The organism is Streptomyces californicus, from assembly GCF_000717645.1.
GTDB lineage: Bacteria > Actinomycetota > Actinomycetes > Streptomycetales > Streptomycetaceae > Streptomyces > Streptomyces californicus.
In genome coordinates, this window is record NZ_JNZZ01000008.1 from 280881 (window position 1) to 293669 (window position 12789).

The 12789-nt window shown below is 72.5% G+C and carries 12 protein-coding genes; 10 read left to right on the forward strand and 2 right to left on the reverse strand.

Translation table 11 applies throughout. From position 1 onward, the window contains the following. Nucleotides 1-76: 76 nt before the first annotated feature. From IF19_RS0113250 to IF19_RS0113260, 3 genes are all read left to right on the forward strand, one after another. Complete coding sequence (locus tag IF19_RS0113250) at nucleotides 77-1468, forward strand: aspartate aminotransferase family protein (RefSeq protein WP_030113402.1); 1392 nt, start codon at nucleotides 77-79, stop codon at nucleotides 1466-1468. A gap of 195 nt (nucleotides 1469-1663) precedes the next feature. After that, the gene (locus tag IF19_RS0113255; protein ID WP_032747514.1) at nucleotides 1664-2383 is read left to right on the forward strand and encodes a GntR family transcriptional regulator; all 720 of its coding nucleotides are present in this window, start codon (nucleotides 1664-1666) and stop codon (nucleotides 2381-2383) included. Between the two features lie 88 nt (nucleotides 2384-2471). Next, on the forward strand, nucleotides 2472-3122 hold the full coding sequence (locus IF19_RS0113260) for a hypothetical protein (protein WP_030113400.1): 651 nt from the start codon (nucleotides 2472-2474) through the stop codon (nucleotides 3120-3122). Nucleotides 3123-3484: 362 nt separating this feature from the next. Here the strand turns inward: IF19_RS0113260 and IF19_RS0113265 are convergent, their stop codons facing one another. After that, on the reverse strand, nucleotides 3485-4324 hold the full coding sequence (locus tag IF19_RS0113265; protein ID WP_030119989.1) for an SLATT domain-containing protein: 840 nt from the start codon (nucleotides 4322-4324) through the stop codon (nucleotides 3485-3487). Between the two features lie 406 nt (nucleotides 4325-4730). Between IF19_RS0113265 and IF19_RS0113270 the strand changes: the two genes are divergently transcribed. From IF19_RS0113270 to IF19_RS0113280, 3 genes are all read left to right on the forward strand, one after another. Further along, entirely contained in the window at nucleotides 4731-5075 is a 345-nt protein-coding gene (locus IF19_RS0113270; protein ID WP_078580533.1) for a YbaB/EbfC family nucleoid-associated protein, read from the forward strand. Nucleotides 5076-5166: 91 nt separating this feature from the next. Then, a complete protein-coding gene (gene recR, locus IF19_RS0113275) occupies nucleotides 5167-5766 on the forward strand; it encodes a recombination mediator RecR (protein ID WP_030113396.1) in 600 nt (199 codons plus the stop codon). Between the two features lie 149 nt (nucleotides 5767-5915). Further along, nucleotides 5916-6575, forward strand: a complete 660-nt coding sequence (locus IF19_RS0113280; RefSeq protein WP_030113395.1) for a DUF5063 domain-containing protein — start codon at nucleotides 5916-5918, stop codon at nucleotides 6573-6575. Between the two features lie 72 nt (nucleotides 6576-6647). Here IF19_RS0113280 and IF19_RS0113285 read toward each other — a convergent pair whose 3' ends face one another. After that, nucleotides 6648-7490 carry an SDR family oxidoreductase gene (locus tag IF19_RS0113285; RefSeq protein ID WP_030113394.1) on the reverse strand — a complete coding sequence of 281 codons (843 nt, stop codon included), beginning with the start codon at nucleotides 7488-7490 and terminating at the stop codon, nucleotides 6648-6650. A gap of 195 nt (nucleotides 7491-7685) precedes the next feature. Between IF19_RS0113285 and IF19_RS0113290 the strand changes: the two genes are divergently transcribed. The 4 genes from IF19_RS0113290 (at nucleotide 7686) to IF19_RS1000000136095 (ending at nucleotide 12754) form a co-directional block, all read left to right on the forward strand. Beyond that, entirely contained in the window at nucleotides 7686-8225 is a 540-nt protein-coding gene (locus IF19_RS0113290; RefSeq protein WP_030113393.1) for an SgcJ/EcaC family oxidoreductase, read from the forward strand. 534 nt (nucleotides 8226-8759) lie between these two features. After that, on the forward strand, nucleotides 8760-9896 hold the full coding sequence (locus tag IF19_RS1000000138210) for a hypothetical protein (RefSeq protein ID WP_030113392.1): 1137 nt from the start codon (nucleotides 8760-8762) through the stop codon (nucleotides 9894-9896). Between the two features lie 384 nt (nucleotides 9897-10280). Next, complete coding sequence (locus IF19_RS0113300) at nucleotides 10281-11552, forward strand: aspartate kinase (RefSeq protein WP_030113391.1); 1272 nt, start codon at nucleotides 10281-10283, stop codon at nucleotides 11550-11552. After that, entirely contained in the window at nucleotides 11549-12754 is a 1206-nt protein-coding gene (locus IF19_RS1000000136095; protein WP_030113390.1) for an aspartate-semialdehyde dehydrogenase, read from the forward strand. Before IF19_RS0113300 ends, IF19_RS1000000136095 begins: the two co-directional genes overlap by 4 nt. Nucleotides 12755-12789 lie beyond the last annotated feature (35 nt).

Consider the following 12789-nt stretch of genomic DNA (forward strand, 5'->3'; position numbering starts at 1 on the left):
CCCTGCCGACCCATCCGCCCCAGGCCGTACAACGTGGCCATGGAGAGCGGACCCCGTCGCCGCCTACGCTCGCCGCATGACCCCTCATGCCCCTCATGCCCCGTACGCCGACCCCGCGGCCGGTGCGGCCGTGAAGGCCGCGGACCGCGCGCACGTGTTCCACTCCTGGTCCGCCCAGGGCCTCATCGACCCGCTCGCCGTCGCCGGCGCCGAGGGGTCCTACTTCTGGGACTACGACGGCAACCGCTACCTGGACTTCACCAGCGGGCTCGTCTACACCAACATCGGCTACCAGCACCCCACGGTGATCGCCGCGATCCAGGAGCAGGCGGGCAGACTCGCCACCTTCGCACCGGCGTTCGCGGTCGAGGCGCGTTCCGAGGCCGCACGCCTCATCGCCGAGCGCACCCCGGGCGACCTGGACAAGATCTTCTTCACCAACGGCGGCGCCGAGGCCGTCGAGAACGCCATCCGGATGGCCCGGCTCCACACCGGCCGTACGAAGGTGCTCTCCGCCTACCGCTCGTACCACGGGGCCACCTCCACCGCGATCAACCTCACCGGTGACCCGCGCCGCTGGCCCTCCGACAACGGCTCGGCGGGCGTCGTCCGCTTCTGGGCCCCGTTCCTCTACCGCTCCCCGTTCCACGCCGCGAACGAGGCCGAGGAGTGCGCCCGCGCACTCCAGCATCTGGAGGACACCCTCGCCTTCGAGGGCCCGCCGACCATCGCCGCGATCATCCTGGAGACCATCCCCGGCACCGCCGGCATCATGACCCCGCCGCCCGGCTACCTCGCGGGCGTCCGCGAGATCTGCGACCGGTACGGGATCGTCTTCGTGCTCGACGAGGTGATGGCCGGATTCGGCCGCACCGGCGCCTGGTTCGCCGCCGACCACTTCGACGTGGTGCCGGACCTCCTGACCTTCGCCAAGGGCGTCAACTCCGGTTACGTGCCGCTCGGCGGCGTCGCGATCAACGCCGAGATCGCCGCCACCTTCGAGACCCGCCCCTACCCCGGCGGCCTCACCTACTCCGGACACCCGCTGGCCTGTGCCGCCGCCGTCGCCACCATCGGCGTGATGGAGGACGAGAAGGTCGTCGAGCACGCGGCCCGGATCGGTGAGACGGTCCTCGGCCCCGGCCTGCGCGACCTGGCCGAACGCCACCCCTCGGTCGGCGAGGTGCGCGGCCTCGGCGCGTTCTGGGCGCTGGACCTGGTCCGCGACCGGGAGACCCGCGAACCGCTCGTCCCGTACAACGCCACGGGCGAGGCCAACGCCCCGATGGCGGCCTTCGGCGCGGCCGCGAAGAAGGAAGGGCTGTGGCCCTTCATCAACATGAACCGAACCCACGCCGTCCCCGCCTGCAACGTCTCCGAGGCCGAGGCCGCGGAAGGGCTCGCCGCCTTGGACGCCGCCCTCTCCGTCGCGGACAGGTACACGGTGGAGGCGGGCACGGGCGCGTAGAACCCCTTCCGCACCCGCGTTCCGTACTCCGGGTGATCGCCCCTGTACGCAGCCGTACGACCCCCGGCGTGCCCGGAATCGGGCACGGCGGGGGTCTGGCTTAAGGTGACCCGAGCCAGTGGTGCCCCGGGCCGGAAACAGCCGGTGAACGGGGTGGGCGGCGCGGACAGGGACGTACGTACGGAGGGGGCCGGGATGAGTCCGAGCGGAGGCGTGACGCGCAACACCCTGCGCCGGCAGATCGCGGACGCCCTGCGGGACGAGGTGGTCGCGGGGCGGCTGCCGCCGGGCCGGGCCTTCACCGTGAAGCAGATAGCCGAGCAGTACGGGGTCTCCGCGACCCCGGTCCGCGAGGCGCTCTTCGACCTCTCCGCGCAGGGCCTCCTCGTCTCCGACCAGCACCGGGGCTTCCAGGTACGCGAGTTCACGGTCGCCGACTACCGCGCGATGGCCGAGGCCCGCGCCCTCGTCGTCGACGGCCTGTTCCGTGACTCCGCCGAGCAGGTCGCCATCCTGCCCGAGGCGCTCGCCCCGATCCGCCGGCGCGCGGCGGAGGCGGTCCGCGCGGCGAAGGGTGGCGACCTCGACGTGCTGATCGGGTACGACCTGAGGTTCTGGCGGGAGCTCGGGCAGTTCGTCCGCAACCCCTACCTCGCCGACTTCCTCACCCGGCTCCGGGTCCAGGCATGGGTGTTCGCCGTGCACCGGCTGCGCCGCGACGGCGTGGACGAGGACGTGCTGTGGTTCGGCCACGAGGAACTGGTCGAGGCCATCGGCCGCGGCGACCGCGAGCAGGTCAGGGCCGCGATGCACGCGTACTACGGCCACGCGCTGGCCTGGGCGGAACGGCTGGAGGCCCGGGAGAGCCGGGACGCCGAGGCGCGACCGCCGGGGGAGCCGGGCGCGCGGGCGTGAGGCCGTGGCCGCCGGGGCCCTGTGCGTGGGGTTCGCCCCGCATTACGCTGGTCCGACGATCGCCGAACCCGTTGGAGAGCGAGACTTCGTGGCCTGTGACCTGTGGCTGGTCCCCCTCGTCGACGTGCTGTGCCACAGCGCCGACAATCCGTTCGCCGAAGAGATCGCCGTCTACGACAAGGCGCTGAACGACGCGGGGCTGCCCCCCGTCCCCGTCTACGCCTACATGCCGGGCCTCAACGGGGACGTCGCCCCCGTGGCCGGTTTCGACTACGACGCCCTGCACTTCCTGCGCCGGGCGTACCTGCTCCAGCTCAGCGGCCTCGCGGTCACCCCCGTCGAGGGTCTCGACGGCGAGTACGAGCGTCTGCTGGAGATGTTCGAGCAGGGCGCGCAGCAGTCGCACCTGGTCTGGCACTACGACCACGCCGGGGCGTACGTGCCGGTGGACTTCCCGGCGCCGCTCTCCGACGACGCGCTCCTGGCCGGCGGCGGGCCGCTGGGCTCCGCGCACGGGCTGCTGCGGGAGCTGCAGTTCGTCGCCCCGGCCATCGGCATCGACCCGGCCAACCCCCCGGCCGCCCCGCAGCCTCCCGCCGGGCCGACCACGCTGGAGGAGCCGGCGGCCCCGATCCCGTACGACGACAGCCCGTTCGCCCGGGAACGGCACGTCTGGCTCGGCCTCCACGCGGCGGCGACCCGCAGCCTGGCGCAGGGCTCGATGATCATCTTCAGCTGACCCGACTACGGACCGCTGCCGCGCGGGGCGTCCGGCCCGTGCGGCGTGGAGTGACCGGGGTGCCGGGGGCGTTCCGCCCGTCCGGTGTGGGGTGACCGGGGTGGCCGGGTGCTGGGCGGCGTCCCGCCGGCCCGGCCCGAGGCCGACCCGTGCGCCGGGGGCCGTCCGGCCCGGAGCGGCCGGACTGCCGACACGCGGCCCGTCCGACCCGGGGCGACCGGCGTCCCGCCCGTCCGGCCCGGGGGCGTCCCGGGCTCCGGGGGCGTCCGGCCCGCCAGAGCGCCCCCGCAGGGCCCGGCCCCTCCCACCGAGGGGCAGAGGACCCCGGCCCCTTTCACCGAGAGGCAGGACCCCGGCGCCTCTCACCGAGGGGGCGACTCCGGCGGCCGCTGCCGGGGCATGTTCGGCCGCGCCGCCACGGACGGCATCGCGAACCGCCCCGGCGCCGCCCCCTGCTCCCCGCGCCCCCCGGCGCTCCCGGAGGCGAGGGCCTGCATGCCCATCGGCGCGGGCCCGGCCCGGAACTCCACCATCCAGTCCGCCGTCTCCGACCGCACCAGTTCGGTCACGTCCTCCGAGAACCGCCGCAGCACCCCCAGGCACCGCTCGGTCGCCTCGCTGGCCGTGCCCTCGGTCGGGCCGAGCACCTCCCGTACGCACTCCGACGCCCAGTCGAACTGGAGGACCTGGAGCCGCCGCTGCACCGCCTGGGCCGTGGCCAGGTTCCTTATCCAGCCGGAGGTGAGGCCGAAGTACCGGTCGCAGGCCATGCAGGCCGCCCCCAGCAGCAGCGACAGATAGCCCCAGCCCGCCGAACCGCTCAGCGCCCCGGTCAGGTCGAGCAGCGGCAGGGCCGCCCCGGCGACCGCCCCGGCGGCCGTGCCCATCCGCAGCCCCCGCGCGGCCCGCCGCTTCCAGACGCGGTCGTTCAGATACCAGTCGGCGGTGTCCAGCGCCCCGGCCTCGACCCAGCGGTAGAGCTCGTCGAGCCGTTCGGCCGGCTCCCCCCAGTCGCCGAGCGGGAACGGGCGCCCGGTCAGATCCCGCCCCCCTCGGCCGCCGGCGGCACGCTTCTGCCCGGCGGAACCGGGGCCGGGCCCCGGGCCGGCGTCGGAAGCGGAATGCACTACTCCGTTTTCACCGGATCCCGCATCGGACTCCTTGCGGGGCGGCCCCTCGGGCTGCATATCCGGCTGACTCACCGGGGCACTCCTCTGCACTCTGACGGACGGGACGGACGGACGCGTGGGGCTCCCCCGAATCGGGCCCGGACCCGGCCTCCGGCCGGGCCCCGAGAGGGATGGGGGCGGTCCGCGCGACCGGGAGACCTTCGAGATCCCCGAAACCCCTGAGGGGTAACTCTGCGTCACCGCACAGGCACGCTCGCGTGTCGATGTGCATGCCCTTCCTACCGCCGAATGGTGGGCCGTGGGGTCGAAAACGCGGGATTCCCGCCTGCGGGGGGTCGCTGGTCAGGTATAGGAGCGCTCACGGCGGTCCGCGAATCTCACCCGAAAGAGTTGCTCCCCGGCGGGTGGAGCGCCGTGCCCGGGGAGCACGTAGGCTCGGCTTACCGAAACATTCGTCGTCGAAATGCCAGGAGTGACCGTGATTCCCGGTGGTGGCCAGCCCAACATGCAGCAGCTCCTCCAGCAGGCCCAGAAGATGCAGCAGGACCTCGCCGAGGCCCAGGAGGAACTGGGCAGGACCGAGGTCGACGGACAGGCGGGCGGCGGTCTCGTACGGGCCACCGTGACCGGTTCCGGCGAGCTGCGCTCCCTGGTGATCGACCCGAAGGCGGTGGACCCGGAGGACACCGAGACGCTCGCCGACCTCGTCGTCGCGGCCGTCCAGGCGGCCAACGAGAACGCGCAGACGCTCCAGCGGGAGAAGCTCGGCCCGCTGACGCAGGGTCTGGGCGGCGGGGGCGGCATCCCGGGTCTGCCGTTCTGACCCCACCGGATCCGGGCGGGCCCGCCGGGGCCTACTGGTACCGACCCGTACCCACTACGGTACGGAGCAGGAAGCGAAGAGAGGCGTTCCGTTGTACGAAGGCGTGGTTCAGGACCTCATCGACGAACTGGGCAGGCTGCCCGGCGTCGGTCCCAAGAGCGCGCAGCGGATCGCCTTCCACATCCTCCAGGCCGAGCCCACGGACGTACGCCGGCTCGCGCACGCCCTCCTGGAGGTCAAGGACAAGGTCCGGTTCTGCGTCGTGTGCGGCAACGTCGCGCAGCAGGAGCAGTGCGGGATCTGCCGGGACGCGCGCCGCGACCAGGCGGTCATCTGCGTGGTCGAGGAGCCCAAGGACGTCGTGGCGATCGAGCGGACGCGGGAGTTCCGGGGCCGCTACCACGTTCTGGGCGGGGCGATCAGCCCCATCGAGGGCGTCGGCCCGGACGATCTGCGCATCCGCGAGCTGCTGGCGCGGCTCGCGGACGGCTCCATCACGGAGCTGATCCTCGCGACCGACCCCAACCTGGAGGGCGAGGCCACCGCGACGTACCTGGCGCGGATGGTCAAGCCGATGGGCCTCAAGGTGACCCGGCTGGCCAGTGGTCTGCCGGTCGGCGGCGACCTGGAGTACGCAGACGAGGTCACCCTGGGCCGGGCGTTCGAGGGAAGGCGGCTGCTGGATGTCTAGCGCCTCCGCCGCACCCCTGCGGTCCGCCCCCGGGAGGGCGGTCGGCGCGCCGCCGTCCGCCTCGCGGCGCCCCGCCGTCACGCTCTCTTCGCCGTCCGCTTCATCGTTCGCATCACCGTCTGTGACCGCGCCCACGGGAGGTCCCCTCGATGTCTGACGCCACGCTGAACTCCGTCACCCAGGACCCGGGCGACTTCGCCGTCCAGATCGCGGACCAGATCAAGACGTTCATCGTCGCGGTCACGGAGGTGTCCAAGGTCGAGGAGCCGGAGGAGGCCGTTCCGGTCCTGTTGCTCCAGGTCTCGCAGCTCCTGCTCGCGGGCGGCCGGCTCGGCGCGTACGAGGACGTCCTGCCCGACGAGCGCTACGAGCCGGACCTCGGCGCGGAGCCCGACGCGGACGGCCTGCGTGAGCGGTTCGCGGCGCTGCTGGAGCCGATCGACGTCTACTCCGAGGTCTTCGACCCGTACGAGCCCCGCAAGGCCCCGGTCCCGCACCGGATCTCCGACGACCTGGCCGACCTGGTCACCGACCTCGGCCACGGCCTGGCGCACTACGAGGCCGACCGCACCGCCGAGGCGCTGTGGTGGTGGCAGTTCTCGTACTTCTCCAACTGGGGCTCCACCGCCTCCGCCACCCTGCGCGCCCTCCAGTCCCTGGTCGCCCACATCCGCCTGGGCCAGCCCCTCGCGGAACTGGACGGCCTGGACACCGACCAGGACCCGGGCGACGACGACCTCGCGGAAGAAGCGGGCCGCGTGATGCTCCAGGAGATCGCGGGCCCGCTGGGCCTGCGCCCGGTGCAGTAGGGGCGGCCCCGGCCCGGGAAGAGCCGGGACCCGCGCGCCCCCTCCGCCCCGCGTCGCTCTCGGCGGCGGCCGTCAGCGGAACGCGTCAACGTTCTCCTCGGCCCAGCGGCGGTAAGGGCGGGCGGGTGATCCGGTGACCCGGGCGACGGTGTCGTGGACGGCCACCAGCGCGTCGTTGACGTCGCCGCCCATCAGGTCGAGGACGCTGTTCGCCACCTCGGCCCCCATCATCGCGGCCATCGGCCCGTAGACGTCCTCCCGGGTGATCCCGACGCAGGCCACCTTCCGGCCCAGCAGCCGCTCCAGCTCACGGATCTGCTCGCGCGGGGTGATCGGCGCCGGCCCGGTGAGCGGGTACGTCCGCCCCCGGTGGCCCGGCCCGGTCAGCGCCGCGCGGGCCACCGAGGCGATGTCGGCGGGGTGGACGGCGGGCAGCCCGACGTCCGGATACGGAACGCGGACCGCGGACTCCTCGCGTACGGCCTCCGCCCACCAGAGGGTGTTGGAGGCGAACTGCGTGGGACGCAGCACGGTCCACGCCATCCCGCTCTCCCGCAGGCGGCGCTCGACGGCGAGATTCGCCCGCGCCGGCCCGAGGTGTGGATGGGTCACGGTGGTGATGGAGGAGACCAGCACCACGTGTTCCACCCCCGCGTCGCGCGCGGCGTCCAGAATCCCGGCGTCATCGCCGACGCCTGCGATGAGGAACAGCGAACGCGCCCCGTCCAGCGCGGACTTCAAGGAATCCGCCCGCCCGAGATCGCCTTCCGCCAGGTCCACCCCGGCGGGCAGCACCGCCCCGGCCCGAGCGGCGTCGCGGGTCAGCGCCCGTACGCCGCTCCCACGCCCCTCCGTGTGCAACTGCCGTACCAGCTCACGGCCGATGTTCCCGGTCGCCCCGGTCACCACCATCATCTTCGAGCGCTCCTCTGTTCCGTCAGGTCCGCCGGATCACCGTTCGTCGGACGGTGCGGACGCTAGGACCTCAACCAGGCTTGAGGGCAAGCGCGTTGGGGAGGGGCGGTCCCTGCTTGACCTCAACCGCGCTTGAGCGACGACGCTCGTGCCGAACGGCCTGCTCAAGGACCGCCTCGCACAAGGAGCTTCCGCATGAGTGCCACGCCTCCCGTCAACCCCGCCGCCCCCGGCCCCGCCCCCACCGTCCTCGGCGTACCCGCCCCGCAGGAGGACGTCGACGCCATCGTCGCGTTCGTCGCACGGGTCGAGCACACCCAGCAGAACGCGCTGCCCGACGCCTTCCTCGACGGTTTCCGCGAGGACGCCCTCTGGACCACGGCCCACGGGAAGCGGCTGACCGGCCTGCCGGAGATCAGCGCCTTCACCCGTACGGTGCTGCCGCCGCAAGCGGGCTCCCCGGTGACCGCCACGTACACGGTCGACCTGATCCTCTTCATCCGCCCCGACATCGCGGCGGTCAAGATCCGTCAGCGCCCGGTCTCACGCGCCGACGGCCGCCTCCTGGACGAGGTCTTCCACGGCAGCGAGGACCCCTCCGCCCTCATGGCCGCTCATCCCGAAGCGATTCCCGGAACCCCGACCTACGTGCTGGCCAAGGACGACGGTGTCTGGCGCGTCGCGGCCGCGCAGAACACGCAGGTGCTCGACGCGGGGACGCTGGCGGCGGGGTGAAGTCGCCCCGGGCGGGACGGGTGGACACGACGGGCCCGCCGTCCGGTCGGGGTGGACGACGGGCCCACTGTCCGGTCGGGGTGGACGACGGGTCCACCGCCCGGTCGGGGTGGACGGCGGCGGATCTCCCCGCCGCCGTTCCCGCAGGTCCGCCCGAAGCTCAAGCTCCGATCTCCGGGCCCCGAGCCTCGTGCTCCGAGTTCCGAGCCTCGTGCTTCGAGCCCTTTTCCAAGGAGTGGGTGGTGGGGTTCAACCCACCCTCCCTCCCTTCCTTGGCCGTCTTCCGGCCAGGTTCCGAACAGCCCGCCAAACTGCGCGAATTCGATCGCGCGTGACGTTAGGTGACCGAGTTGCGTCGGAGCGTAAAAGCGCTCTAGGTTCACGACCAGCAACCCACAATCCGTAAAACGGACAACCCCGGCGGTGCTACCAACACCAACCGGGGTCTGACCGTAAGAGACCGCCTGCTAGAAAGGCTGGATCCCCATGGCTGCCGCCAACCTTAGTGCCGTACTGCGCGCGCCCGCCCACCCCATGGCGAAAGCCGGGTACGGAAAGCGCGACGCCCCCGATCAAGCACCGCGCCGCGCCGACGACTTCGCCGGGCTGGAGCCGCGTGAGGCGGCCATCGCCGGGTACATCGACCGGCTGCCCGAAGGCGCGGCGATCGGCTACAAGGTGCTGGCCGAGGAGCTGCCCGACTACGGGCAGCAGGCGTGCCGCAGCGCGCTGGACCGGCTGACCCGGGCGGGCCACCTCCGCCGCATCCGGATCCACCTCGCCCAGGCCGACGGCCGGAGGCGCTGGGTGACCCGTACGTACTTCTCCCGCACCGCCCGCGACGCCGACTGGTGGGCCGCCCACGTGCGGTTCGTCCGGGGCCTGGACGCCCCGGGCCAGCCCCCGGCCCCCGCCGCTGCGGCACCCGCACCGACAACCGGACCCGCCTCCTCCGCGACACCCGCCGCCACCACCGCAGCCCCGTCCGCTTCCGCCGCCGCCGCCGCCTCCGCCTCCGCCCCCGCCCACACCGAGCCGTACGCGGCGCAGGGCACGGACCGAGCCGCGGAACCTGCCGAGGCGGCACCGAGCACCACCGCCACCGCCACCGCAGCGGGCACGGAGCCGGAGCGGGAGCCGGAGCCCGGTGTGCGCGCCCCGCGTTCGGAGGCGTACGCCCTCCTCGCCGGGCTCGGTGGCCGTGAACCCCGGCTCCAGCTCTCCGACGGCGAATGCGTGCAGCTGGAACACCTGGTCGGGGAGTGGCTGGCGCGCGGCGCCGGCCGCGAACAGATCACCCGGGCCCTGACCTCCAGTCTGCCGACGCCCGTGCACTCCGCCGGGCACTTCCTTCGCAAGCGACTGGAGACCAAGATGCCGCCGACGCCCGCCCCCGTACCCGAGAACGACCAGCTGGACGAGTACGTCATCGAGTCCGTGATCGTGTGCCTGTTCTGCGACGAGGACGAGACGACCACCACGCTGGACCACGGCGTCTGCGCCGACTGCAGCGCGGCGATCGCCCGCGACGAGGCGGTGGGCCTGACCGGCGACGTACCGGACACGTTCCTGGCCCGCCCCCGCCCCGAGGTCGACGTCGCCGCCCGCATGGCCGAACTCCGCTCGGCCGCCGTCCGCCCGGTCCTCCCGTCCCCGAGGCCGCGCCGGTGAGCCGCGGGGGACCGCACCCGCCCGGACGGCGTTCTCGCGCCCGACGGGCACTGCGCGGGGCGGGGGAGTGGGAGGCCCCCGCCCCCGATCGCACACCCCCGCACGCTCCTGGGCGCTCCCGGGTGCACGCCCCAGGCGCACGCCGACCCCTCCGCGTACCCCGACTGACTGCTCCGACTCGCCCGACCCGCCACGATCGTGTGGGCTGGGACACAAACGGGAGTGCCCGTGGCCCGGCTGGGCAACAGCCCTCTACGAGCAGTTCGGAGCGACACGCCGTACCGGGTGGTGAGCGGGACATCTCACCATCTGGTAGGGACGGGTCGATTCCGGGCTGCTCGTTAAACTGAGCCGACCGCAGTAATGACTGAGCGAGGAGCGCACGTGGGCCTTGTCGTGCAGAAGTACGGAGGCTCCTCCGTAGCCGATGCCGAGGGCATCAAGCGGGTTGCCAAGCGAATCGTCGATGCCAAGAGGAACGGCAACCAGGTGGTTGTCGTGGTGTCCGCGATGGGCGACACGACGGACGAGTTGATAGATCTCGCCGAGCAGGTGTCCCCGATGCCTACCGGCCGGGAATTCGACATGCTGCTGACCGCGGGTGAGCGGATCTCCATGGCCCTGCTGGCGATGGCGATCAAAAACCTGGGTCACGAGGCCCAGTCGTTCACGGGCAGCCAGGCCGGTGTCATCACCGACTCGGTCCACAACAAAGCGCGCATCATCGACGTCACTCCGGGCCGCATCCGGACCTCGATCGACGAGGGCAACATCGCCATCGTCGCCGGGTTCCAGGGCGTGAGCCAGGAGGGCAAGAACATCACCACCCTCGGCCGCGGCGGGTCGGACACGACCGCCGTCGCGCTGGCCGCCGCGCTGGACGCCGAGGTCTGCGAGATCTACACCGACGTCGACGGCGTCTTCACCGCGGACCCCCGGGTCGTGAAGAAGGCGAAGAAGATCGACTGGATCTCCTTCGAGGACATGCTGGAGCTGGCCGCGTCCGGCTCCAAGGTGCTGCTGCACCGCTGCGTCGAGTACGCACGCCGTTACAACATTCCGATCCACGTCCGCTCGTCCTTCTCCGGACTGCGCGGCACCTGGGTCAGCAACGAACCGCAAGGGGACCAGAAGGTGGAGCACGCGATCATCTCCGGAGTCGCCCACGACGTCTCGGAGGCCAAGGTCACCGTCGTCGGCGTTCCGGACAAGCCGGGCGAGGCGGCCGCGATCTTCCGTGCCATCGCGGACGCCGAGGTCAACATCGACATGGTGGTGCAGAACGTCTCCGCCGCGTCGACCGGTCTGACGGACATCTCCTTCACCCTCCCCAAGGCCGAGGGCCGCAAGGCCATCGACGCCCTGGAGCGGACGAAGGGCTCCATCGGCTTCGACTCGCTCCGCTACGACGACCAGATCGCCAAGATCTCGCTGGTCGGCGCGGGCATGAAGACCAACCCGGGCGTCACCGCCGGCTTCTTCGAGGCGCTGTCCGACGCGGGCGTCAACATCGAGCTCATCTCGACCTCCGAGATCCGCATCTCGGTGGTCACGCGCGCCGACGACGTCAACGAGGCCGTGCGCGCCGTGCACACCGCCTTCGGTCTCGACAGCGACTCCGACGAGGCCGTCGTCTACGGAGGCACCGGCCGATGACCGGGCACCGCCCTTCGCTCGCGGTCGTCGGTGCGACCGGGGCGATCGGCGGTGTCATGCTCCGGATCCTCTCGCAGCACGCGGACGTCTGGGGCGAGGTCAGACTCGTCGCCTCACCGCGCTCGGCCGGCCGCAGGCTGGTCGTGCGCGGTGAGGAGGGCGAGGTCCTCGCACTGAGCGAGGACGTGTTCGACGGCATCGACGTGGCCCTCTTCCTGGTGCCGGACGCGGTGTCCGCCCACTGGGTGCCGATCGCCGCGGCCAAGGGCGCCGTCGTCGTCGACGACTCGGCGGCCTTCCGGCTCGACGACGACGTGCCGCTCGTCGTCCCCGAGATCAACCCCCATGCCGCGCGTCTGAGGCCGCGCGGCATCGTCGCGTCCCCGAACTGCACCACCCTGTCGCTGATCGTCGCGGTCGGCGCGCTGCACGCCGAGTTCGGGCTGCGCGAGCTGATCGTCTCCTCCTACCAGGCGGTCAGCGGCGCCGGCCGGGACGGCGTCGCGGCCCTGCGCGAGCAGCTTGCGCTGGTGGCCGGTACGGAGCTGGGCACCCAGCCCGGAGACGTACGCCGGGCCCTGGGCGCCACCATGGACGGCTCCGGCGGCCAGGGGCCGGGGGGCGTGAACAGCGTGCGCGATCCGGGCGGCGTACACGCCCCGGGGGACGTACGCGGCCTGCACGGCGCGGGCGGTGCGGACGGCCGGGGCGGTGCCGGTGGTACGGGGGGCGCGCGGAACCCGTTCGCCGCGCCCGTCGCCCTGAACGTGGTGCCCTGGGCCGGTACGGACGCCGGGGACGGCTGGTCCACCGAGGAGATCTCCCTCCGCGAGGAGTGCCGCAAGGTGCTGGGCATGCCCGACCTGAAGGCCACCGCGACCTGCGTGTACGTCCCCGTCATCGCCACGCACTCGATGTCCGTCCACGCCCGCTTCGAGAACGAGGTCGCCGTCGACAAGGCGCACGAGATCCTCGCGACCGCTCCCGGCGTGGTCCTGTTCGACAGCCCGGCGTCCGGGGACTTCCCCACCCCGTCCGACGTGGTCGGCACCGACCCCACCTGGGTGGGCCGCGTCCGGCGGTCCATGGACGATCCGCACGCCCTGGAAATGTTCCTTTGTGGCGACAATCTCCGAAAAGGTGCGGCTTTGAACGTGGCGCAGATCGCCGAATCGATCGCCGCCGAATTCCCTCGAAGATGATCGAACTTGTTTTGTAGGATCTGTGAACGCCCTAT

Excerpts from the sequence above, each read along its gene's own strand:
- IF19_RS0113250 (WP_030113402.1), top strand. The coding sequence starts at position 77 with ATGACCCCTCATGCCCCTCATGCCCCGTACGCCGACCCCGCGGCCGGT.
- IF19_RS0113255 (WP_032747514.1), top strand. The coding sequence starts at position 1,664 with ATGAGTCCGAGCGGAGGCGTGACGCGCAACACCCTGCGCCGGCAGATC.
- IF19_RS0113280 (WP_030113395.1), top strand. The coding sequence starts at position 5,916 with ATGTCTGACGCCACGCTGAACTCCGTCACCCAGGACCCGGGCGACTTC.
- IF19_RS0113285 (WP_030113394.1), bottom strand. The coding sequence starts at position 7,490 with ATGATGGTGGTGACCGGGGCGACCGGGAACATCGGCCGTGAGCTGGTA.
- IF19_RS0113290 (WP_030113393.1), top strand. The coding sequence starts at position 7,686 with ATGAGTGCCACGCCTCCCGTCAACCCCGCCGCCCCCGGCCCCGCCCCC.
- IF19_RS1000000138210 (WP_030113392.1), top strand. The coding sequence starts at position 8,760 with ATGGCGAAAGCCGGGTACGGAAAGCGCGACGCCCCCGATCAAGCACCG.
- IF19_RS1000000136095 (WP_030113390.1), top strand. The coding sequence starts at position 11,549 with ATGACCGGGCACCGCCCTTCGCTCGCGGTCGTCGGTGCGACCGGGGCG.